Source organism: Stenotrophomonas sp. LARHCG68 (assembly GCF_052871705.1).
Genome location: NZ_JBIXJV010000001.1, coordinates 1,281,982 through 1,303,265, shown reverse-complemented (window position 1 = coordinate 1,303,265; position 21,284 = coordinate 1,281,982). Strand labels below are relative to the sequence as shown.

General features: G+C 68.1%; 19 protein-coding genes. 8 read left to right on the top strand and 11 right to left on the bottom strand.

Annotated elements, in window-relative coordinates:
- Nucleotides 1-76 precede the first annotated feature (76 nt).
- The 6 genes from amaB to ACIPR8_RS05665 all read left to right on the top strand — a co-directional run bounded on the left by amaB (nt 77) and on the right by ACIPR8_RS05665 (nt 5,788).
- Nucleotides 77-1,609 carry an L-piperidine-6-carboxylate dehydrogenase gene (amaB, locus tag ACIPR8_RS05690; RefSeq protein WP_313251190.1) on the top strand — a complete coding sequence of 511 codons (1,533 nt, stop codon included), beginning with the start codon at nt 77-79 and terminating at the stop codon, nt 1,607-1,609.
- Between the two features lie 87 nt (nt 1,610-1,696).
- On the top strand, nt 1,697-1,984 hold the full coding sequence (locus ACIPR8_RS05685; protein ID WP_132862855.1) for a DUF4190 domain-containing protein: 288 nt from the start codon (nt 1,697-1,699) through the stop codon (nt 1,982-1,984).
- Between the two features lie 7 nt (nt 1,985-1,991).
- The gene (locus ACIPR8_RS05680) at nt 1,992-2,762 is read left to right on the top strand and encodes a class I SAM-dependent methyltransferase (protein WP_446540384.1); all 771 of its coding nucleotides are present in this window, start codon (nt 1,992-1,994) and stop codon (nt 2,760-2,762) included.
- A gap of 4 nt (nt 2,763-2,766) precedes the next feature.
- The gene (locus ACIPR8_RS05675; protein ID WP_446540383.1) at nt 2,767-3,822 is read left to right on the top strand and encodes a quinone-dependent dihydroorotate dehydrogenase; all 1,056 of its coding nucleotides are present in this window, start codon (nt 2,767-2,769) and stop codon (nt 3,820-3,822) included.
- A complete protein-coding gene (gene murB / locus ACIPR8_RS05670) occupies nt 3,819-4,865 on the top strand; it encodes a UDP-N-acetylmuramate dehydrogenase (RefSeq protein ID WP_446540382.1) in 1,047 nt (348 codons plus the stop codon). The genes ACIPR8_RS05675 and murB overlap by 4 nt, the downstream gene beginning before the upstream one ends.
- A gap of 53 nt (nt 4,866-4,918) precedes the next feature.
- Entirely contained in the window at nt 4,919-5,788 is an 870-nt protein-coding gene (locus ACIPR8_RS05665) for a DMT family transporter (protein WP_446540630.1), read from the top strand.
- 3 nt (nt 5,789-5,791) lie between these two features.
- Here ACIPR8_RS05665 and ACIPR8_RS05660 read toward each other — a convergent pair whose 3' ends face one another.
- Both ACIPR8_RS05660 and ACIPR8_RS05655 read right to left on the bottom strand, forming a co-directional pair.
- Nucleotides 5,792-6,505, bottom strand: a complete 714-nt coding sequence (locus ACIPR8_RS05660) for an LrgB family protein (protein WP_446540381.1) — start codon at nt 6,503-6,505, stop codon at nt 5,792-5,794.
- Nucleotides 6,495-6,914, bottom strand: a complete 420-nt coding sequence (locus ACIPR8_RS05655; RefSeq protein ID WP_446540380.1) for a CidA/LrgA family protein — start codon at nt 6,912-6,914, stop codon at nt 6,495-6,497. The genes ACIPR8_RS05660 and ACIPR8_RS05655 overlap by 11 nt, the downstream gene beginning before the upstream one ends.
- 70 nt (nt 6,915-6,984) lie before the next feature.
- Between ACIPR8_RS05655 and ACIPR8_RS05650 the strand changes: the two genes are divergently transcribed.
- Nucleotides 6,985-7,878, top strand: coding sequence for a LysR substrate-binding domain-containing protein (locus ACIPR8_RS05650; protein ID WP_446540379.1), 894 nt, complete (start codon nt 6,985-6,987; stop codon nt 7,876-7,878).
- Between the two features lie 71 nt (nt 7,879-7,949).
- On the opposite strand, the gene ACIPR8_RS05645 is transcribed toward ACIPR8_RS05650, so the two are convergent.
- Together ACIPR8_RS05645 and ACIPR8_RS05640 are read right to left on the bottom strand one after the other, a co-directional pair.
- Complete coding sequence (locus ACIPR8_RS05645; RefSeq protein WP_446540378.1) at nt 7,950-9,119, bottom strand: MFS transporter; 1,170 nt, start codon at nt 9,117-9,119, stop codon at nt 7,950-7,952.
- Complete coding sequence (locus ACIPR8_RS05640; RefSeq protein WP_446540629.1) at nt 9,116-10,297, bottom strand: serine hydrolase domain-containing protein; 1,182 nt, start codon at nt 10,295-10,297, stop codon at nt 9,116-9,118. Before ACIPR8_RS05640 ends, ACIPR8_RS05645 begins: the two co-directional genes overlap by 4 nt.
- 130 nt (nt 10,298-10,427) lie before the next feature.
- Between ACIPR8_RS05640 and ACIPR8_RS05635 the strand changes: the two genes are divergently transcribed.
- Entirely contained in the window at nt 10,428-11,321 is an 894-nt protein-coding gene (locus ACIPR8_RS05635; protein ID WP_446540377.1) for a LysR family transcriptional regulator, read from the top strand.
- Nucleotides 11,322-11,402: 81 nt separating this feature from the next.
- Here the strand turns inward: ACIPR8_RS05635 and ACIPR8_RS05630 are convergent, their stop codons facing one another.
- The 7 genes from ACIPR8_RS05630 to der form a co-directional block, all read right to left on the bottom strand.
- Nucleotides 11,403-12,131, bottom strand: a complete 729-nt coding sequence (locus tag ACIPR8_RS05630) for a hypothetical protein (protein ID WP_446540376.1) — start codon at nt 12,129-12,131, stop codon at nt 11,403-11,405.
- Between the two features lie 171 nt (nt 12,132-12,302).
- Entirely contained in the window at nt 12,303-13,868 is a 1,566-nt protein-coding gene (gene guaA, locus ACIPR8_RS05625) for a glutamine-hydrolyzing GMP synthase (RefSeq protein ID WP_132862844.1), read from the bottom strand.
- A 104-nt stretch (nt 13,869-13,972) separates the two neighbouring features.
- Nucleotides 13,973-15,430, bottom strand: coding sequence for an IMP dehydrogenase (gene guaB, locus ACIPR8_RS05620; protein ID WP_132862843.1), 1,458 nt, complete (start codon nt 15,428-15,430; stop codon nt 13,973-13,975).
- A 271-nt stretch (nt 15,431-15,701) separates the two neighbouring features.
- Nucleotides 15,702-16,583 (bottom strand): bifunctional methylenetetrahydrofolate dehydrogenase/methenyltetrahydrofolate cyclohydrolase FolD, encoded by an 882-nt coding sequence (folD, locus tag ACIPR8_RS05615; RefSeq protein ID WP_192288127.1) that lies wholly within the window; start codon nt 16,581-16,583, stop codon nt 15,702-15,704.
- 81 nt (nt 16,584-16,664) lie between these two features.
- Nucleotides 16,665-18,503, bottom strand: a complete 1,839-nt coding sequence (locus ACIPR8_RS05610) for a monovalent cation:proton antiporter-2 (CPA2) family protein (protein ID WP_446540375.1) — start codon at nt 18,501-18,503, stop codon at nt 16,665-16,667.
- 90 nt (nt 18,504-18,593) lie between these two features.
- Nucleotides 18,594-19,733, bottom strand: a complete 1,140-nt coding sequence (moeB, locus tag ACIPR8_RS05605; RefSeq protein WP_446540374.1) for a molybdopterin-synthase adenylyltransferase MoeB — start codon at nt 19,731-19,733, stop codon at nt 18,594-18,596.
- Between the two features lie 142 nt (nt 19,734-19,875).
- Nucleotides 19,876-21,276 (bottom strand): ribosome biogenesis GTPase Der, encoded by a 1,401-nt coding sequence (gene der / locus ACIPR8_RS05600; RefSeq protein ID WP_132862839.1) that lies wholly within the window; start codon nt 21,274-21,276, stop codon nt 19,876-19,878.
- Nucleotides 21,277-21,284 lie beyond the last annotated feature (8 nt).

Below are 21,284 nucleotides of genomic sequence, written 5' to 3'. Positions count from 1 at the left end.
TACCATTCTGTATTCCGCCCGCCGTTTCCCCCCACGCCGGCGGCGGGCATTCAACGCCACAGAAACAGGAGTTTGCATGTCTTCCGAGCTGCTCAAGGCCTTGGGCCTGGACGCCACCAACGCTGGCACCTACCTGGGTCAGGGGGAATGGTCCGCCGCCACCGGCGCCGGCGTCCTCAAGCCGCAGAACCCGACCACCGGCGAAGTGATCGCCGAGGTCCAGGCCACCACTGAGGCCGATTACGAGACCGTGATCGCCCGTGCTCAGGAAGCCTACAAGGTATGGCGCACCACCCCGGCCCCGCGCCGTGGCGAGGCCGTGCGCCTGTGCGGTGAGGCACTGCGCGCCAACAAGGACGCGCTGGGCTCGCTGGTCGCGCTGGAAATGGGCAAGTCCAAGCCGGAAGGCGACGGCGAAGTGCAGGAGATGATCGACATCGCCGACTTCGCGCTGGGCCAGAGCCGCATGCTGTACGGCTACACCATGCATTCCGAGCGCCCGGGCCACCGCATGTACGAGCAGTACCACCCGCTGGGCCTGGTCGGCATCATCTCGGCCTTCAACTTCCCGGTCGCGGTGTGGAGCTGGAACGCGTTCCTGGCTGCCATCTGCGGCGACGTGTGCATCTGGAAGCCGTCCAACAAGACCCCGCTGACCGCCATTGCCACGATGAAGATCTGCAATGACGCACTCAAGGCCGGCGGTTTTCCGGACATCTTCTTCCTGATCAACGACGCCGGCACCGCGCTGTCGGAAAAGATGGTCGACGACCGTCGCGTGCCGCTGATCTCCTTCACCGGCTCGACCCAGGTCGGCCGCACCGTCAACCAGAAGGTCGCCCAGCGCCTGGGCCGCTGCCTGCTGGAACTGGGCGGCAACAACGCCATCATCCTGGACGAGACCGCCGACCAGAAGCTGGCCGTGCCGGGCATCGTGTTCGGCGCCGTCGGCACCGCCGGCCAGCGCTGCACCACCACCCGCCGCCTGATCGTGCATGAATCCATCTACGACAACGTGCTGGCCACGCTGGTCAAGGCGTACAAGCAGGTGGAAGGCAAGATCGGCGACCCGACCGACGCGGCCAACCTGATGGGCCCGCTGAACAGCCCTGAAGCCGTGCAGCAGTTCCTGGCCTCGGTCGAGAAGGCCAAGGCCGCCGGCGGCACCGTTGAAACCGGCGGCACCGCCATCGACCGCCCGGGCAACTTCGTGCTGCCGGCGATCGTCACCGGCCTGAAGAACAGCGACGAGATCGTCCAGCACGAGACCTTCGCCCCGATCCTGTACGTGATGAAGTACAGCAACCTGGACGAAGCCATCGACATGCAGAACGGCGTGCCGCAGGGCCTGTCGTCCTCGATCTTCACCCAGAACCTGAAGACCGCCGAGAAGTTCCTGTCCGCGGCCGGCAGCGACTGCGGCATCGCCAACGTCAACATCGGCACCTCCGGTGCGGAAATCGGCGGTGCGTTCGGTGGCGAGAAGGACACCGGCGGTGGCCGTGAGTCCGGTTCGGACGCCTGGAAGGTCTACATGCGCCGCCAGACCAACACCATCAACTACTCCGACTCGCTGCCGCTGGCCCAGGGCATCAAGTTCGACCTGTAAGGTGAGACGGCTCCCGCCACGGCGGGAGCCCGCAGCATGGCGGACGGGCTTCCCGTCCGCTTTCCACATCTGAAATGGAGTTCCATCATGAGCATCCCCACTCCGCGCCAGACCAGCAGCCTTGCCGTGGTCAGCCTGGTTGCCGGCATCCTCGGCTGGACCCTGCTGCCGTTCCTCGGCAGCCTGGCGGCGATCATCTTCGGCCACATGGCCCGGGGCGAGATCCGCCGCAGCAATGGCCAGCTCGATGGCGATGGCCTGGCCGTCACCGGCCTGGTGCTGGGCTGGCTGTCGGTGGCGATGTGGGTGGTGGGCATCCTGGCCTTCGTCCTGTTCTTCGGCGGACTGGCCTGGCTGGCCGCACTGAACTCCTGAGGCCGTCATGGCGCATTCCGATTCCACCCAACGCTTCAGCAACCGCGTGGCGGACTATGTCCGCTACCGGCCCGGGTATCCGGCGGCGTTGCTGGAATGGCTGCACCGGGACATCGGCATCCCCCCGAGTGCCCGCGTGGCCGACATCGGCGCCGGCACCGGCATTTCCTCGCACCTGTTCCTGGAGGCCGGCCATCCGGTCATCGCGGTGGAACCCAATGCGCCCATGCGCGAGGCCGCCCGTGACTGGCTGGCCGCGGACTATCCGCAGCTCACCCTGGTCGATGGCACCGCCGAAGCCACCACGCTGGCCGAGGCCAGCGTCGACGTGGTCGCCGCGGCGCAGGCCTTCCATTGGTTCGACACCGACGCGGTGCACCGCGAATGGGCGCGCATCCTGCAACCCGGCGGCATCGCGCTGGTGTTCTGGAACTCACGCCTGCTCGATGCCTCGCCGTTCCTGGTCGGCTACGAACGCCTGTTGATCGAGTACGGCACCGACTACACCGAAGTGGCCGAGCGCTACCAGAGCGATGCCCGGATGCGCGAGTGGTTCGGCGCCGGGCCGCGCGGCATCGCCACCTTCCCCAACGTGCAGTGGCTGGACCTGGATGGCCTGCGTGGCCGCCTGCTGTCCTCCTCCTACGCGCCGCAGGCCGGCCATCCGCGCCACGCGGCGATGCTGCGGGCCCTGCAACAGTTGTTCAACGACCATGCCGTCGACGGCAAGGTCGCCTTTGAGTACCAGACCCGCGCCTTCGCCGGCACGCTGAATTGAGCTTATGTATTCGATTGCCCGTCCCCTGCTGTTCACCCTCGACGCCGAACGCGCGCATGGCCTTGGCCTGTCCGCGCTGGACCTGGCCTGGCGCACCGGCACCACGCCGCTGCTGGCCGGCCGCGTCAAGCCGCTGCCCACCAAGGTCTGGGGCCTGGACTTCCCCAACCCGGTAGGCCTGGCGGCCGGGCTGGACAAGAACGGCGAGCACATCGAGGCCCTGTTCGGGCTGGGTTTCGGCTTCGTCGAGATCGGCACCATCACCCCGCGCCCGCAGGCCGGCAGCCCCAAGCCGCGGCTGTTCCGGCTGCCCAACCACGGCGCCATCATCAACCGCATGGGGTTCAACAACCTCGGCGTGGATGCGCTCGTGGCCAACGTGGAAAAGGTCCGCCATCGCCCCGGCCCGCTGGGCATCAACATCGGCAAGAACAAGGACACGCCCAACGAGGACGCGCTGTCCGATTACCTGGCGTGCATGGAGAAGGTCTACCCGCTGGCCGACTACATCACCGTCAACATTTCCTCGCCCAACACCGCCGGTCTGCGCGAACTGCAGGAGGAACAGGCGCTCAAGCACCTGGTCGCCGGCCTGCGCGAGGCGCAGGAACGGCTGGCCGCCCAGCATGGCCGGCGCGTGCCGATGCTGGTCAAGGTCGCCCCCGACCTGAGCGACCGCGACATCGACGCCGCGGCCCGGGTGCTCGGTGAACTGGCCGTCGACGGCGTGATCGCCACCAACACCACCATCGGCCGCCCGCTGGTCGACGCCGACCCGACTTCGAAGGAAATCGGCGGCCTGTCCGGCGCACCGCTGCTGGGCCAGTCCACGCTGGTGCTGCGCCGCCTGCGCGCACGCCTGCCCGAATCGGTGCCACTGATCGGCGTGGGCGGCATCAGCTCCGGTGCCGACGCGGTCGCCAAGATGGCCGCCGGCGCTGCGCTGGTGCAGTGCTACAGCGGCCTGATCTACCGTGGCCCGGCCCTGATCGGCGATTGCGTCGACGCGATCCGCCGCCGCCGTGAATCCCCGTCGCGCGGCGCCGTCGCACCGCTATGACGACCGCTGTTGCCCCCTGGTCGCTCACCGAAAACGCCTCGCTGCAGCACCTGAACACCTTCCACGTCACCGCGCATGCGCCACGCCTGTTGCGCATCGCCGACCCGGCGGCCCTGCCCGAAGCCCTGGCCACCGTCGTCGGGGAGGCGCCGCTGCTGGTGCTGGGCAGCGGCAGCAACGTGCTGATCGCCGCCGACCCCGAAGGCACGGTCCTGGCGTTCGACAACCGCGACATCACCATCCTCGAACACCGCGCCGACCATGCCATCGTTCGCGCCGGGGCTGGAGTGATCTGGCACGAACTGGTGCTGTGGTCGCTGGGCGAAGGCCTGTCCGGACTGGAAAACCTGGCATTGATCCCCGGCACCGTCGGTGCCGCGCCCATCCAGAACATCGGCGCCTATGGCGCACAGGTCGGCGAGTTCATCCAGACCGTCGAAGCCTGGGATACCCGCGAACAGGCCTGGGTGCGCCTGGACCAGGACGCCTGCCTTTTCAGCTACCGCGACAGCGTGTTCAAGCAGGACGCCGACCGTTACCTGATCACCGCCGTCGAGTTCCGCCTGCCGCTGCTCAACGAACTGCGGCTGGACTATGCCGGCATCGGCGAGCAGCTGGACGCGATGGGCATCGCCCTGCCGGTCGCCGCCGACGTGGCCAATGCGGTGATCGCGATCCGTCGCCGCAAGCTGCCCGACCCCGATGTGCTCGGCAACGCCGGCAGCTTCTTCAAGAACCCGATCCTGCCGCTGGAACAGGTCGACGTGCTGCTGCAGCACTACCCGCAGTTGCCGGTGTTTCCCGGCAATGACCCGGGCAACCGCAAGGTCTCCGCCGCGTGGATGATCGAGGCCTGCGGCTGGAAGGGCCAGCGCGACGGCGATGCCGGCATCTCGCCGAACCACGCGCTGGTGCTGGTCAACCACGGCACCGCCAGCGGCGCGCAGCTGCTGGCCTTCGCGCGGCGCGTCTCGGCCTCGGTGCTGGAGACCTTCGGCGTCCCCATCGAGCCGGAACCACGGCTCATCGGCGCACGCTGGTGAGCCGCATTGCGGCCATCGCCCCCCAGCCCGTCCCCGTCCGCGCCGCGCTGCTGATGTTCGGCAGCGCGATGGCGTTCGGCCTGATGGCCATCGCCATCCGCTACGCCACCCGCTACGTGCCCACCCAGGAAGTGGCGTTCTTCCGCAACGGCTTCGGCCTGCTGGCGCTGTTGCCGATGCTGCTGCGGCCGGGCCATGCCCCGTTGCGCACCCAGCAGCTGCCTCGCTACTTCGTGCGCAGCGCGATCGGGCTGGCCTCGATGCTGTGCGGCTTCTGGGCGATCGGCCACCTGCCACTGGCGCAGGCCATCTCGCTGTCGTATTCCACGCCGCTGTTCGTGACCCTGGCCGCGGTGCTGTGGCTGGGCGAGAAGGTGCGCTTCCGGCGCTGGGCGGCGGTGATCGCCGGCTTCATCGGCGTGCTGGTGATCGTGCGCCCCGGCTCGAACGGCTTCGCCGCCGGCAGCCTGATCGCGGTGCTGGCAGCCCTGCTCAGCGCGCTGGTGGCCATCCAGATCAAGCAACTCACCCGCGTCGACGGCCCGGATACCGTGGTGTTCTACACCTACGTGTTCTGGGTACCGCTGTCGCTGGTGCCGGCCCTGTTCGTCTGGGTCTGGCCCAGCGCCATCGCCTGGGCATGGCTGGTCGCCACCGGCGTACTCGGCACCGCCGGCCAGCTGTTGTGGACGCGCGCCCTGAAGCTCGGCGAAGTCTCCGCACTCACCCCGATCAGCTTCACCCAGCTGCCGCTGGTCACGCTGCTGGGCTGGTTGCTGTTCGACCAGGCACTGGACCGCTGGACCGTGATCGGCGCACTGATCATCCTCGGCTCCAACGCCTACATCGCCCACCGCGAGGCGGTGCTGGCGCGCCGTGCCGCCACCCAGTCGCCCAGCGCCGCCGCCAAGCCCATCGAATGAGCCCTACAGCAGCATTGCCAACAGCGGTGCCGCAGCGACGTTGACCAGGCCGGCCATCACCATCACCAGCCCGGCGATGGCGCCTTCGCTCTCCCCCAGCTCGCGTGCCTTGGACACGCCCATGCCGTGCGCGCCCATGCCGAACAGCGCACCACGCGCCATCGCGCTGCGTACCGGCAGCACCTTGAGCAGCAGTTGCCCGAACAGGGAACCGCAGATGCCGGTGATCATCACGAACACCGCGGTCAACTCGGGGATGCCGCCGATGCGGCCGGACACGTCCATCGCGAACGGCGTGGTGATCGAACGCGGCGCCAGGCTCAGCCGCAGTTCCGGCGACAGGTGCAGGGCCGTGGCCATCCACCATGCGGCCGTGATGGCGATGCCACTGCCCACCAGCACCCCGGCACCGAGCACTTTCCAGTGCCGTGCTATCAAGGCCCGCTGCGCGTGGATGGGCACCGCGAAGGCCACCGTCGCCGGACCCAGCATCGCCATCAGCCAATGGGTACCGCGCAGGTAGTCGTGGTAACTGGCATGCAGCAACGAGGCCAGCGCCAGCAGCACCAACGGCGCGACGATCAGCGGTGATGCCCATGCCCGACCACTGCGCCGGTACAGCTGCTTGGCGCCAAGGTAGGCCACGATCGTCGCCACGGCCCAGAACACCGGCCACAGCCACTGCGCCAGATGCGCAAACCCAGGGTCAATGTTCATCGCGCTGGCTCCTGCGCAACAGCAGCTCCACCGTCATCGCCGTGGCCGCCATCACCAGCAGCGTGCCGCCGACCACCACCGCCAGCAGCTTCAGGCCCAGCCAGCCGAACATCTGCCGGTTGTCGAGCAGGATCATCGCCGCCGGCACGAAGAACAGCAGCATCTCGGCCAGCAGCCATCGCGCGCCACCGCTGAAGGCCCGCGGTGACAACCAGCCCAGTGCGAAGGCCAGCAACAGCACGCACAAGCCAACGATGCCGCCCGGTACCGGCACGCCCCACTGCCGTATCAGGGCATCGGCCAGCAACCAGACCGCGACCAGCGCCAGGATCTGCAGCACGCGGCTGCGCCGGAAGCCACGCCGCAGGCCCGCCCGGTGGCGGCGCAGGGAAACAAGGAAGGTATCCATGCCTCCTGTGTACGCCTGCCCATTGCATAATTAAAATGAATTGATTGAATCCAATAAATTCCAATTCAGAATGGATATCCGCCAACTCCGGATGCTGGTCGAAGTGGTCCGGCGGGACGGTTTCTCGGCCGCGGCCGAGACCCTGTTCGCCACCCAGCCCACGGTCAGCAAGGCCATCCGCCAGCTGGAAGAGGAGCTGGGTGAAACCCTGCTGGAGCGCTCCCGCCACGGCGTGCGGCTGACGCCCGCCGGACAGATCGTCTACCGGCGTGCCCTGGCCCTGCTCGGCGAGCGCGAGGACATGCTGCGCGAACTGGAAGAACTGCGCGGCCTGCAGCGAGGCGCGCTTCACCTGGGCCTGGCCTCGCTGGGCAGCGACGTGTTGTTCGCGCCGGTGCTGGCACGCTTCCGCCAGCAGTACCCGCGGATCGAACTGCACGTGCAGCAGCGAGGCAGCGAGGCCTTGGAAGAGAGCCTGCGCGCCGGTGAGATCGAACTGGCCGCCAGCCTGCTGCCCGTGGCCGACGACCTGGAATGGCAGGCCGTGCGCACCGAGCCGCTGGTCGCGCTGCTGCCGCAGGCGCACCCGCTGGCACGGCGGCCGTCGCTGCAGCTGCAGGACCTGGCGCAGGTGCCGTTCGTGCTGTTCGAAAAGGGCTTCATGCTCAACCGCCGCATCGTCCAGGCCTGCCTGGCGCGCGGCTTCACGCCACGCGAGGCCACCCGCAGCGGCCAACCGGATTTCATCATCGCCCTGGTCGCCGCCGGCCTGGGCGTGGCCCTGCTGCCGCGCATGATCGCCGTGGCCCGGCCACGTCCGGACGTGGCCGTCGTGCCGCTGGACGCGCCCGAACTGGACTGGAAGATGGCACTGACCTGGCGCCGCGGCGGATACCTGTCCGCCGCCGCCCAGGCCTGGTTGCAGCTGGTCGCCGAATTCGCCCCGGAAGCCGGGCCCGCCTGACGCGGCGAGGCGGTGTCGGCACTGCATGGATTGCCACGCTGTCGCGACGCATTCCACGCACCCCGCGCGGGTCAGGCGACGCGTGCGCAGGCGTCCGCCGGTTGCCGCCAGGCCAGCCAAGCCGTCACTGCCAGCAGCACCATCACGGCCGGTGGAAACGCCCCCGCCCCGGCGTGCGTGAGCAGGACGCCACCGATCAGGCCGCCGCCGGCGATGGCCAAGTTCCAGGTGGTGACCAGCATCGATTGCGCCACATCGGCCGCCGCCCCGGCGGCTGTCGCCAGCGCGGTCTGGAACAGGGTTGCCGCGCCTCCGAACGCCAACCCCCAGATCGCCACCGCGGCGTAGACCACCACCGGCATGTCGCCCAGGACTCCCAGTGCAAGCGCAGCGGTGGCAAACAGCCCCGTGCTGGCGAGCGTGAGCAGGCGCAGATGATGGTCGATCCAGAGACCCACGCCGACGATACCGAACAACGATGCGCTGCCGAACACCAGCAACACCAGGTCCGTCCGCGCCGCCATGCCCGCACGTGCCAGGAACGGCGCGATGTAGGTGTACAGGATGTTGTGCGCCAGCACGTAAGCCAACACCACGAACAGCACCGGCCGCACCCCCGGCAAGGTGAACACCTGCCGCAGCGATGCCCTTCGACCGTTGTCCTGGCCGGGGAAGTCCGGCAGGCGCAGGCGTACCCAGGCCATCAACAACACCGCCAGCACGCTCATGATGCCGAAGCAGGTCCGCCAGCCCAGCACCTGGCCCAGCAGGGTTCCCGCCGGGATTCCCAGTGACAGCGCCAACGGCGTGCCGACCATCGCAATCGCGATCGCCTTGCCCTTCTGCGATGCCGGCACCATGCGCGTGGCATAGCCTGCCAACAACGCCCACAGCAGCCCTGCCGACACGCCGGCGCCGAAGCGCGCCAGCATCGTCAGCACAAGGTTCGAAGAGAACGTGGTGACCGCGTTGGTCAGCGCGAAGCCGGCGATCGCGGCCAGCAACAACGCCCGTCGGCGCATGCCCTGGGTGGCGGTGGTCAGCGGGATCGCGGCGATCATCGAGCCCAGTGCGTAGACGGTGATGGTCTGGCCGACCCAGGCCTCCGATACCGCCAGCCCCTGCGCCATCTGCGGCAACAGGCCGGCCGGCAGCGCCTCGGTGAGGATGGTGATGAACCCTGCCAAGGCCAGCGCCAGCAGCGACGCCAGCGGCAGGCGGTCGTGCGGCCCCGTCTTCATCGGGCACCGCCAATGCCGGCGTACACCGCATCACGCACGTCGGCGACGAAGCGCCCGGACATGCCCTCGTACAGGGTGTTGGTGAAAGCGACCACGCTCAATCGCTGCTGCCTGTCCACGAACCACGAATGCCCGTAGGCGCCGCCCCAGCGCCAGGTCCCGGGGCTTTCCGGCGAGCCCGCCAGCAACGGATCGCGCAGCACCGAGAAGCCCAGCCCGAAGCCGAACCCGGGGGCACCGGCCACCTCTGCTCCCCCGGCCTGGTCGCGCCCGGCCTCGTCCAGCAGCGCGGGCGGCAGCAGCGCTTCGCTGCGCAGCGCCTCGAGCAAGCGCAGGAAGTCGCCGGCCGTACCCGCCATGCCGGCACCCGCGGATGCGAATGCCATCGGGTCCAGGACGCGTGATGGACTGAACGGGATGCCGACCGTTCCTGCAAACGGAGCGATCACCTCGCCCTCGCCCAGCCGATGCGGCACCGGCTGGTCAGTCACATAGGCCACGGCCAGCCGCGCGGCATCGTCCACCACGAAACCGGTATCACGCATCTCCAACGGGCCGGTCAGCAACGCGCGGACCGCCTGCGCCAGCGGTTGTCCGTGCACCTGTGCAACCAGCCGCCCCAGGACATCGGTGGCCAACGAGTACCCCCATCCGGCTCCCGGTGCATAGGCCAGCGGCACGCTGGCGATCCGGCGCAGGTTCTCGTCCAGGTCGAACCCGACCGCATCCATGCCGTCGGACACGCCGGCCCGTGCATAAGGCCCCTGCGCGTCTGCTTCGAAGAAGCGGTAGCCGAGCCCGGCCATATGGCTGAGCAGGTGCCGGGGCGTGATGACGGCCGGCTGTCCGTCGGCCAACCGAGGCTGGAACCACGGCAGCCATCGACGGATGTCCACGTCCAGATCCAGTTGCCCACGTGCAACCAGCAGCAGCGCCGCCATCGACACGATGGGCTTGCTGACCGAAGCAAGCCGGAAGATCGTGTCCAACTGCATCGGCCGGGCGGCCTCGCGATCGGCCATCCCGGCCGCCTGGCGGTGCACCCAGCGCCCATCCCGGCGCACCAGCACCACCGCACCCACCAGCCGATGCTCGGCGATGGCCTGGTCAACGACAGCCTTCACGGGGGCGCTGAGCGGCGAGCGGTCGGGGGCTGGCGATGGCAAGGACGACGTCATCGTCATGGAAACACCTCACTGCTTGGGGGAGGTGTGACGATAGAAATCCTTCAATTCGGGAAAAAGTGGGCTACATTTCCGCGCTGTGCGGATACAAACGTCCGCAATCACGCCATGTCAGGGAGCAGGGATGGACAGCCTCAACGGCTTCGTCGTGTTCGTGCAGGTCGCCGAGACCCGCAGCTTCGTGGCTGCCGGGCGGCAACTGGGCGTCTCCGCCTCGGCCATCGGCAAGAGCGTCGCGCGCCTGGAGGAAAAGCTGGGGGTACGCCTGTTCCACCGCAGCACGCGCAGCGTCACCCTCACCGCCGAGGGCGCGCTGTTCCTGGAGCGCAGCCGGCGCATCCTGGCCGAGATCGAAGCCGCCGAACTGGAGCTGTCCCAGGCCAGCGGCACGCCGCGCGGGCGACTGCGCATCAGCCTGCCCCTGGTCAGTCCGTTGATGCTGCCGGTACTGGGCGAGTTCATGCGCACCTACCCGGACATCGAACTGGACCTGGACTTCACCGACCGCATGGTGGACGTGATCGAGGAGGGCTTCGATGCAGTGATACGCACCGGCGCACCGGCCGACTCGCGGCTGTCGGCACGCCGCCTGGGCGCCTTCCGGCTGCAGGTCGTGGCTTCACCGGCCTATCTCGCCCGCCATGGCACGCCGCGCACGCCGGCCGACCTGTTGCATCACCAGTGCCTGCACTACCGCTTCCCCAACACCGGCAAGCTGGAAACCTGGGTATTGCGCCACCCCATCGCCGAAGGCGAACTGCAACTGCCACGGACCATGGTCTGCAACAACATCGAGACGCGGCTGTGCTTCGCGCTGCGCGGGCTGGGCATCGCCTACCTGCCCGACTTCGCCATCCGCGAGCCGCTGGCCGACGGACGCCTGCTACCGTTGCTGGAAGACGCCATCGGCGCCACCGGCGTGTTCCACATCCTCTGGCCGGCCAGCAAGCACCCCTCGCCCAAGCTGCGGGCGCTGGTCGATTTCCTGAGCGAGCGGGTGTTCCCGGACAACCCGTAGCCAGCGCGGCAATAGCGGGCAACTGCAACCGTCGCGGCTGCCGGCAACCCGGGACAGCCCGACGCACGACGCCAATGGCCGTCAGAGATAGCGGACCACCATCGCGCCAAACACGCGACACAACAACACGGTCATCGCAAAGGCGGCCGCGAAGGAAAACAGCCAGTTCGTCTCGGCCTGGAGCAACCGCTTGCCTTCTTCATCGAGCAGCCCGGCGTCGCGCCGCCGCATCTGGCGCGACAGCAGCAGCATGGAAAGCAGCGAAAGCAGGACCAGCGGCACCCAGGCGAACAGCAGGGTCGCAAGGCTCCCTGCCGACGCCCATCCGGCGCTGTGCTGCGCCAGGAAACCGCTGATGGCCACCTGGTTCCCGAAGGGCAGGAACACATGAAGCAAGGTCGCCATGCCGATGACCCGCAGGACGCCATGGCGCAGGCGCAACCCCCACGGCCAGCGCACGACCGGCGGCAGGGTCCGCCCGGCCTTCGACGGGAACGCGGTATCGACGGGGTTCATGCCGTCGGCAGTGCGCTTGCAGTCCTGATGCCAGAACTGGCGATAGAGCGCGCGATGCAGCACGAGGAACATGCCGGTCGCCATGAAGATGACCAGCACGATGTTGAAGGCAACTGCCCCGGCATCACGATCGGTTGACCCCCGCAGCAACGCGACACCGATCCAGCCACCGAACAGCAGCGTCCATCCGCCCAGGAACATCCCTGCGATGACCAGCCAACGTCGCCATTTCGGCCCGCGCTGCCAGATGCGCAGCCGGTCTTGCTGCACGCCCGTGTCCCGTTCTTCGTCCATCGCGCCTTCCTCGTGTGTGTCCCTGTTGCCTGCACACCCCCGCCGGTCCGGACCGAGGCGCAGGACTGCCATGCCGCATCACGGCCCACAAACGGGAACGGGCATCGACTTCACGCCAATGCCCGCCCGATTCATCCCGGCAATGCCCCGATCAACGCGGCCTGGCGCGGTTCACTCCCACTCGATCGTCGCCGGCGGCTTGCCGGAGATGTCGTAGACCACGCGCGAGACGCCACGCAGTTCGTTGATGATGCGGTTGGACACGCGGCCGAGGAAATCGTACGGCAGGTGCGCCCAATGTGCGGTCATGAAGTCGATGGTTTCCACCGCACGCAATGCGATCACCCACTCGTAAGCACGCGCATCACCGACCACGCCCACCGACTTCACCGGCAGGAACACCGCGAACGCCTGACTGGTCTTGTCGTACAGGTCGGCCGCGCGCAGTTCCTCGATGAAGATCGCATCGGCCTTGCCGAGCAGCTCGGCGTACTCGCGCTTCACTTCACCCAGGATGCGCACACCCAGGCCCGGGCCCGGGAACGGATGGCGGTAGACCATCGCGCGCGGCAGGCCGAGCTCGACGCCGAGGCGACGCACTTCATCCTTGAACAGTTCGCGCAGCGGCTCGACCAGCTTGAGCTTCATGTCTTCCGGCAGGCCGCCCACGTTGTGGTGGCTCTTGATGACGTGCGCCTTGCCGGTCTTGCTGCCGGCCGACTCGATCACGTCCGGGTAGATCGTGCCCTGCGCCAGCCACTTGGCGTTGCTGAGCTTGTTCGACTCCTCGTCGAAGATCTCCACGAACAGGTTGCCGATGATCTTGCGCTTGGCTTCCGGGTCGCTGACGCCTTCCAGCGCCTTGAAGTAGCGGTCGGCGGCATTCACGCGCACGACCTTCACGCCCATGTTCTCGGCCATCATCTGCATGACCTGGTCGCCTTCCTGGAAGCGCAGCAGGCCGGTATCGACGAACACGCAGGTCAGCTGCTGGCCGATGGCCTTGTGCAGCAGCGCGGCCACCACCGACGAATCGACGCCGCCGGACAGGCCCAGGATCACCTCATCGCTGCCGACCTGCTCGCGCACGCGGGCGATCTGGTCGTCGATGATGTTGGCCGCGGTCCACAGCGTGGCGCAACCGCAGATCTCGGTGACGAAGCGCTTGAGCAACGCCGAGCCCTGCTTGGTGTGGGTCACTTCCGGGTGGAACTGCACGCCGTACCAGCGCTTGTCCTCGTTGGCCATCGCGGCCACCGGAATACGGTCGGTCACGGCGGTGATGGCGAAGCCCGGCGGTACGTGGGTGACGTGGTCACCGTGGCTCATCCACACATCCAGGCGCGGCTCGCCGTTGTGGTCGGACAGGCCACCGAGCAGGCCGTCGTTGCCCAGCAGCTTCACTTCGGCATGGCCGAACTCGCGCTGGTCGGCGGCTTCGGTGCCACCGCCGAGCTGCTTGGCCATGGTCTGCAGGCCGTAGCAGATGCCCAGCAGCGGCAGGCCGCTGTCGAACACTTCCTGCGGCGCGGCCGGCGCACCCGGCAGCGTGGTGGTTTCCGGGCCACCGGACAGGATGATGCCCTTGGCGCCGAACGCGGCGATCTCGGCAGGATCGTGGTCCCACGCCCAGATCTCGCAGTACACGCCGAACTCGCGGATGCGACGCGCGATCAGCTGCGTGTACTGGGCGCCGAAATCAAGGATGAGGATCTTGTCGTTATGGATGTTGGTCATAAAGCCCGGCAGGTGATCAATGAAAACGGGGGACGATGCAAAACGGATGGCGGATAGAGAAAGAGGAACGGGACAGCGTCCTCGTTCCTCTTCTGCTTGCCGCATCAGGCGCGGTAGTTCGGCGGCTCTTTGGTGATCTGCACGTCGTGGACGTGGCTCTCACGCTGGCCGGCGCCGCTGATCTTCACGAACTTGGGCTGGGTGCGCATGTCCTCGATGGTGGCGCAACCGACGTAGCCCATGGTCGCGCGCAGGCCACCAATCAACTGGTGGATGATGCCGCCGACCGGGCCACGGTACGGCACGCGGCCTTCGATGCCTTCCGGCACCAGCTTGTCGGCGGTGGCGGCGTCCTGGAAGTAGCGGTCCTTGGACCCCTTCTCCATCGCGGCCAGCGAGCCCATGCCGCGGTAGCTCTTGTAGGAGCGTCCCTGGAACAGTTCGGTCTCGCCCGGTGATTCCTCCGTACCGGCCAGCAGGCCACCGATCATCACCGTCGACGCGCCGGCGGCCAGTGCCTTGCCGATGTCACCGGAGTAGCGGATGCCACCGTCGGCGATCAGCGGGATGCGGTCCTGCAGCGCTTCGGCGACCAGGTCGATGGCGGTCACCTGCGGCACGCCGACACCGGCGACCACACGGGTGGTGCAGATCGAGCCCGGGCCGATGCCGACCTTGACCGCATCGGCGCCGGAATCCAGCAGCGCCAGCGCTGCCTCGCCGGTGCAGATGTTGCCGCCGACCACCTGCACGTTCGGGAAGGTCTTCTTCACCCAACGCACGCGGTCCAGCACGCCCTGCGAATGGCCATGCGCGGTGTCCACCACCAGCACGTCCACGCCGGCGGCGACCAGCGCCTCGACCCGACGCTCGGTGTCGCCACCGACGCCCACCGCGGCACCGACCAGCAGGCGCGTGGCGGCGTCCTTGGCGGCGTTCGGGTTGTCGCTCTTCTTCTGGATGTCCTTGACGGTGATCAGGCCGCGCAGTTCGAACGCATCGTTGACCACCAGCACCTTCTCGATGCGGTTGCGGTGCAGCAGCTGCAGCACCTCATCGGAGGCCGCGCCTTCCTTCACCGTGACCAGGCGATCCTTCTTGGTCATGATGTGGCGAACCGGGTCGTCCAGCTCGGTTTCGAAGCGCATGTCGCGGTGGGTGACGATGCCGGCCAGCAGGCCGTCGCTGCCCACCACCGGCACGCCGGAGATGTTGTGCGCCTGGGTCAGTGCCAGGACGTCGCGGATGCTGGTTTCCGGGCCCACGGTGATCGGGTCGCGGATCACGCCGGACTCGAACTTCTTGACCTTGGCCACTTCGGCGGCCTGCTGCTCCAGGGTCAGGTTCTTGTGGATGATGCCGATGCCGCCGAGCTGGGCCATGGCAATCGCCAGGCGGGCTTCGGTGACGGTATCCATGGCGGCCGAGACGATCGGCAACTTCAACCGCAGGTCACGCGTCAGGCGCGTGCCGAGGTCGACATCCTTGGGCAGGATCGTGGAGTGAGCGGGGACGAGCGAGACGTCGTCGTAAGTGAGTGCTTCAGCCTGGATGCGCAGCATCGGCGTGCCCGATTTGTGGGGAAGCGCGACATTTTACCCCTATTCGGGGGCCGATGTCAGGGGGCTGGTGCGACGCAGTGTCGCGTCCGGGAGGGGTTGTTCAGGCGTCCGTGGGGGAAAGCCCTTCCCTCTCTTCGTCCCTGCGCCCATGGCCAAGGGAAGGCGTGGTTCCTGCCATGGATCAGGTCACGGCAGCGTCTGGCACCGGCTCCCTCCCCAGCGCCGCGGGCGCGAAGGGGAGGGCTGGCGAGGGGCAAGCGCCCGCTCGAAATCAGCGCGCGGCTTCAGCGGCCTCGATGGTGTTCTGCATCAGGGTCGCCACGGTCATCGGCCCCACCCCACCAGGCACCGGGGTGATCCAGCTGGCGCGCTGCGCGGCAGCCTCGAAGCCCACGTCACCGACCAGGCGGCCGTCCTCCAGGCGGTTGATGCCGACGTCGATCACCACCGCACCCGGCTTCACCCACTCACCGGGGATCAGCTGCGGGATACCCACCGCCACCACCAGAATGTCGGCGTTGCGCACGGCCTGTTCCAGCACGTCCTTCGGGGTGAACTTGTGGCAGCTGGTCACCGTGCAGCCGGCGATCAGCAGCTCCAGCCCCATCGGACGGCCCACGTGGTTGCTGACACCGACGATGGTGGCATTGCGGCCGCGTACCGGCTGGTCGGTGTGGCCGAGCAGCGTGGTGATGCCACGCGGGGTGCAGGGGCGCAGGCCGAACTCACGCAGCACCAGGTGGCCGACGTTCTGCGGGTGGAAACCGTCCACGTCCTTGCCCGGGTCGATCCGCTGGATCAGCCGGCTGGCGTCGGGGATACCCGGCAGCGGCAGCTGGATCAGGATGCCGTGGATCTTCGGATCGGCATTGAGCTGGTCGATCAGGTCCAGCAACTGTGCCTCGGTGGTGCCTTCGGGCAGGTCGTAATCGAACGCCTCGATGCCCACCTTCTCGGCGGCACGGCGCTTGTTGCGCACGTACACCGCCGACGCCGGGTCGCCCCCCACCAGCACCACGGCCAGGCCCGGGCGTGAACGCCCGGCGTCCAGGCGCGCATCCACGCGGACCTTCAGGTCGTCGAGCAGTTCTTCGGCGATACGACGGCCATCAAGGATGCGGGAGGTCTGCGCGGGTGCGGCGGAAACGGTCATGGGGCGTGGGGGCGATGGCGGGGAAGCGTATTGTCCCCGATTACGGCAGGCGCGACACCTCGCCTGCGCCTATCCACGCCATTACCGGGCCGCATCGCCCTCCTCCTGCCCTGCCCCGGCCACCGCGTCGGGATTGAGCGTGCGCGATTCCCGGCGCGGCGGCGTGAACGGCGTGGGCTTGGGCCCGGCCATGTTGCCGTACAGCAGGCCAACGCCGGCCCCGACGCCGCCGGCCATCTCCAGCTCGAAGCGCTCGGCATCGCGGCGGCGGATCTCCTGGGCCACCAGGTCCGCCTCGAACTCCTCCACGCCCAGCTGCAGCAGCGCCGCCCGGCCAAACTCCACCGCCGATTCGAAGGTCTCGCGGATCTGGAAGTCCACGCCGGCGTGGATCAGCGACAGCGAGTGCTCGCGGTCATACGAGCGCACCAGCAGCTTGGCCTGGGGGAACTCATGCGTGGCCAGCTCGACGATGCGGTCGGCCGCGCCGCGGTCGTCCACGCATACCGCGATCGCCGCGGCGGTCTCGGCGCCGGACGCGCGCAGCACGTCCAGCCGGGTGCCATCGCCGTAGTAAACCTTGAAGCCGAAGTCGGCGGCGCTGCGGATCATCTCGATGTCGTTGTCGATGATGGTCACGTCCACGTCGCGCGCCAGCAGCGACTGGCTCGACACCTGCCCGAAGCGGCCGAAGCCGATCACCAGCACGGCACCGCTCAGCCCGTCGGCGGCCTCCACGCCATCGGTGGACACCTCCGCCTCCTTCACCAGGTGGCGATACACCAGCATGCACAGCGGCGTGAGGGCCATCGACAGCACCACCACCGCCGTCAGGTTGGCGTTGATCGGCGCATCGATCACGCCTGCGCTCGCAGCGGCGGCGAACAGCACGAAGGCGAACTCACCGCCCTGCGCCATCAGTACGCCACGGTCCAGCGCCTGCCGGTGGTCACTGCCCATCACCCGCGCCACCGCATAGATGCACAGCGCCTTGGCCGCCATCATCGCCGGCACCAGCAGCGCGATCAGCTTCCAGTTCGCCGCCACCACCGACAGGTCCAGGGCCATGCCCACGCTGAGGAAGAACAGGCCCAGCAGGATGCCGCGGAACGGCTCGATGTCGGCCTCGATCTGGTGGCGGAAGGTGGATTCGGACAGCAGCACGCCGGCCAGGAAGGCGCCCATCGCCATCGACAGCCCGCCCAGTTGCATCAGCAGGGCCGACCCCAGCACCACCAGCAGCGCGGCGGCCGTCATCACTTCCCGCGCCTTGGCCTCGGCCAGGATGCGGAACAACGGATTGAGCAGGTAGCGGCCCACAACTACCAGCCCGACGATGGCACCGGCACCGATGGCCACCCCCACCCAGCGCGAACCTTCATGCGCGCCGGCCTGCGTCGGCGCCATCCAGGCCACCAGCGCCAGCAGCGGCACGATCAGCAGGTCCTCGAACAGCAGGATCGAGACGATCTTCTGCCCCGAGGGCAGGGTCAGGTCACCGCGTTCGGCCAGCAACTGCATCACCACCGCCGTCGAGGTCAGCACGAAGCCGGCCGCGGCGATGAAGGCGATCTGCGGCCGGTAGCCGAACAGCATGGCCACGCCGGTCAACACCGCCGCGCAGGCCACGATCTGCGCCGTGCCCAGGCCGAAGATCTCCTTGCGCAGGCTCCACAGGTGCGAGGGCCGCATCTCCAGCCCGATCACGAACAGGAACATCACCACGCCCAGTTCGGCCACGTGCAGGATCGATTGCGGGTCGGAGAACCAGCCGAAACCGAACGGGCCGATCGCCAGGCCGGCCACGAAGTAGCCGAGCACCGACCCCAGCCCCAGCCGCCGGAACAGCGGGACCACCACCACGGCGGCACCCAGCAGGGCGACGACCTTCACAAGTTCCGTCGAGGACTCGGCTGACATGTTGCTACTCCCAATCTGGAGGGCACACGATAAAGCACACCCTGTGCAAGCCGGATGCAGCGGCGCACGCGCCTAGCGGTCGCTGCATAGTCAGCCTTGGTGCGAGCAGAAGGCCGCGTAGTCGATGTAGCCGGGGAACGGCACGCCGGGCGCGCACACCGGGCAATCCGGGTCGGCGCTGACGCGGCTCTCGCGGAAGCGCATCTGCAGCGCATCGAAGCGCAACAGGCGCCCGACCAGCGGCTCCCCCATGCCCAGCAGCAGCTTGAGCACCTCGGTGGCCTGCATCACCCCGGCCAGCCCCGGCAGCACGCCCAGCACCCCGGCTTCGGAGCAGTTCGGCGCGAACTCCGGCGGTGGCGGCTCCGGGAACAGGCAGCGATAGCACGGCGCCACGCCGCGCTGGCGCCCGGCATCGAACACGCTCACCTGCCCGTCGAAACGCTCGATGGCGGCATACACCAGCGGCTTGGCGTGCTTGATGCAGGCATCGTTGAGCAGGTAGCGCAGCGGAAAATTGTCCGAACCATCCAGCACCACATCGACGTCCTGCAACAGCGCATCGACGTTGTCCGAGCTCACCCGCGCCTGCACGGCCTCGATGTCGACATGCGGATTCAGGGCCAGCAGCCGCTCGCGCGCGGAGAGCACCTTGGCCACGCCCACCGCCGTCTCGGCATGGACGATCTGCCGCTGCAGGTTGCTGCGCTCGACCACGTCGTGGTCCACGATGCGCAGGTGCCCCACCCCGGCCGCGGCCAGGTAGAAGCTGGCCGGCGCTCCCAGCCCGCCGGCGCCCAGCACCAGCACCCGCGCCTGCTGCAGGCGCCGCTGGCCCGCCTCGCCTACCTGCGGCAGCAGCAGGTGACGTGAATAGCGGTCGTAGAAGTCGCGGTCCGCCGCGTCCATCTGCGGCTGTACCAGTGGCAGCCCGGCCGTCCGCCAGGCCACCGTGCCGCCAGCGACCGAGGCCACGGCCGTATAGCCGAGCGCCCCCAGCACCGATGCCGCATCGGCCGAGCGCCTGCCGCTCTGGCAGATCAGCACGATCTCGCGATCAAGCGCCGGCAGGCGGGTGCCCGGCGCAGCCAACAGCTCGTCCTTGGCAACGCCCAGGGCCCCCTCCGCCATCCCGCCGGCGCGCTCGTGCGCCTGGCGCACATCCATCAACAACGCGCCCTGCCGCTGCCGCTCACGGGCCTGTTCCGGGGTCAATTCACGAATGCTCATCCGCCGATTATCGGCCAACAACCCCCGCAGGAGCGGCCTGGGCCGCAAGACCTGCACGCGGGAGAATCCTTGCCTCGCCCCCAAGGATGCTCCTAGGGGGCCCTGAACGCGGAAGGCGACCTTGCGGTCGCCTTCCGATGCATCACTTCTTGCCTTTCACGTGCTTCATCAAGCGCCGCTTTGCCTTGATCTGCCGCTCGGTCAGTACGTTCTTCTTGCCTTCGTACGGGTTGGCGCCTTCACGGAACAGGAACGTCACCGGCGTGCCCACCAGCTTGAAGCGCTTGCGGAAGAAGTTTTCCAGGTAGCGCTTGTACGAATCCGGCAGCTCCTTCAGGCGCGTGCCATGCACGATGAAGGTCGGCGGGTTGGTGCCACCCGGGTGCACGTAGCGCAGCTTGGAGACATGGCCGCGGATGCTCGGCGGCGGATTGGTCTCGTAAGCGATTTCCAGCGCCTTGTTGACCTCGCTGGTGCTGAACTCGTGCGTGGCCGAGGCATGCGCGCGGTGCACCGCGCGGAACAGCTCGCGCAGGCCCGAGCCGTGCTTGGCCGAGATCCGGACCACTTCCGCCCACGGCACGAAGCCCAGCTTCAGCGACACCAGCGTTTCGGCCTGCTCGCGCTGGTAGTCGGTCAGCCCGTCCCACTTGTTGATCGCGATCACCAGCGCACGGCCGGCATCGAGCACCGCACCCAGCACGCTGGCGTCCTGGTCGGTCACGCCTTCGCTGGCATCGAGCATCAGCACCGCGACCTGGGCCTGTTCGATGGCGCGCAGCGTCTTGACCACGCTGAACTTCTCGACCACTTCCTCCACGCGCGCCTTGCGGCGCAGGCCGGCGGTGTCGATCAGGCGGTACAACTGGCCGTCGCGCTCCATGTCCACCGAGATCGAGTCACGGGTGGTGCCGGGCACTTCGGAGGCAATCATGCGCTCCTCGCCCAGCAGGCGATTGACCAACGTCGACTTGCCCACGTTCGGGCGCCCGCAGAAGGCAATTCGGATGCGGTTCGGGTCGTTGTCCAGCACCTCGGTCGTGCCTTCCTCGGGCAGACGTTCGATGATTTCCTCGACCAGGTCATCGATGCCCTGACGGTGCGCGGCCGAGATCATCAGCATCTCGCCGAACCCGTAGCGGGCAAACTCCGAACGCACGGCATGCTCGTCCGTGCCGTCGATCTTGTTGATCAACAGCAGCGTGGGCCGCGCAAGCTTGCGCAGCCACGACAGGATCTCGTCATCCAGCGCGGAGGTGCCATCTCGGGCATCGACCACGAACACGATCAGATCCGCCTCACCGGCGGCGGCACGGGCCTGGCGCGCGGTGGCGCCGGCCAGCCCTTCCTCTTCACCGGCGATACCACCGGTATCGACGATCAGGAAGGGATTGTCCTCGTCCAAGCGGCAGACGCCGTAGTTGCGATCGCGGGTCACCCCGGGCTGGTCATGGACCAGCGCATCGCGCGTACGGGTCAGCGCATTGAAAATGGTGGACTTGCCGACGTTCGGCCGTCCTACCAGGGCGACCAAAGGCAGCATCGCGTTTA

What these genes read in the sequence shown, in the direction of transcription:
- ACIPR8_RS05630 (WP_446540376.1), bottom strand. Translation starts at nt 12,131, where the DNA reads ATGGACGAAGAACGGGACACGGGCGTGCAGCAAGACCGGCTGCGCATC.
- ACIPR8_RS05665 (WP_446540630.1), top strand. Translation starts at nt 4,919, where the DNA reads ATGTTCGGCAGCGCGATGGCGTTCGGCCTGATGGCCATCGCCATCCGC.
- ACIPR8_RS05645 (WP_446540378.1), bottom strand. Translation starts at nt 9,119, where the DNA reads ATGAAGACGGGGCCGCACGACCGCCTGCCGCTGGCGTCGCTGCTGGCG.
- amaB (WP_313251190.1), top strand. Translation starts at nt 77, where the DNA reads ATGTCTTCCGAGCTGCTCAAGGCCTTGGGCCTGGACGCCACCAACGCT.
- ACIPR8_RS05680 (WP_446540384.1), top strand. Translation starts at nt 1,992, where the DNA reads ATGGCGCATTCCGATTCCACCCAACGCTTCAGCAACCGCGTGGCGGAC.
- guaA (WP_132862844.1), bottom strand. Translation starts at nt 13,868, where the DNA reads ATGACCAACATCCATAACGACAAGATCCTCATCCTTGATTTCGGCGCC.
- folD (WP_192288127.1), bottom strand. Translation starts at nt 16,583, where the DNA reads ATGACCGTTTCCGCCGCACCCGCGCAGACCTCCCGCATCCTTGATGGC.
- murB (WP_446540382.1), top strand. Translation starts at nt 3,819, where the DNA reads ATGACGACCGCTGTTGCCCCCTGGTCGCTCACCGAAAACGCCTCGCTG.
- ACIPR8_RS05685 (WP_132862855.1), top strand. Translation starts at nt 1,697, where the DNA reads ATGAGCATCCCCACTCCGCGCCAGACCAGCAGCCTTGCCGTGGTCAGC.
- ACIPR8_RS05675 (WP_446540383.1), top strand. Translation starts at nt 2,767, where the DNA reads ATGTATTCGATTGCCCGTCCCCTGCTGTTCACCCTCGACGCCGAACGC.
- ACIPR8_RS05635 (WP_446540377.1), top strand. Translation starts at nt 10,428, where the DNA reads ATGGACAGCCTCAACGGCTTCGTCGTGTTCGTGCAGGTCGCCGAGACC.
- der (WP_132862839.1), bottom strand. Translation starts at nt 21,276, where the DNA reads ATGCTGCCTTTGGTCGCCCTGGTAGGACGGCCGAACGTCGGCAAGTCC.
- guaB (WP_132862843.1), bottom strand. Translation starts at nt 15,430, where the DNA reads ATGCTGCGCATCCAGGCTGAAGCACTCACTTACGACGACGTCTCGCTC.
- ACIPR8_RS05660 (WP_446540381.1), bottom strand. Translation starts at nt 6,505, where the DNA reads ATGAACATTGACCCTGGGTTTGCGCATCTGGCGCAGTGGCTGTGGCCG.
- moeB (WP_446540374.1), bottom strand. Translation starts at nt 19,733, where the DNA reads ATGAGCATTCGTGAATTGACCCCGGAACAGGCCCGTGAGCGGCAGCGG.
- ACIPR8_RS05655 (WP_446540380.1), bottom strand. Translation starts at nt 6,914, where the DNA reads ATGGATACCTTCCTTGTTTCCCTGCGCCGCCACCGGGCGGGCCTGCGG.
- ACIPR8_RS05650 (WP_446540379.1), top strand. Translation starts at nt 6,985, where the DNA reads ATGGATATCCGCCAACTCCGGATGCTGGTCGAAGTGGTCCGGCGGGAC.
- ACIPR8_RS05640 (WP_446540629.1), bottom strand. Translation starts at nt 10,297, where the DNA reads ATGACGTCGTCCTTGCCATCGCCAGCCCCCGACCGCTCGCCGCTCAGC.
- ACIPR8_RS05610 (WP_446540375.1), bottom strand. Translation starts at nt 18,503, where the DNA reads ATGTCAGCCGAGTCCTCGACGGAACTTGTGAAGGTCGTCGCCCTGCTG.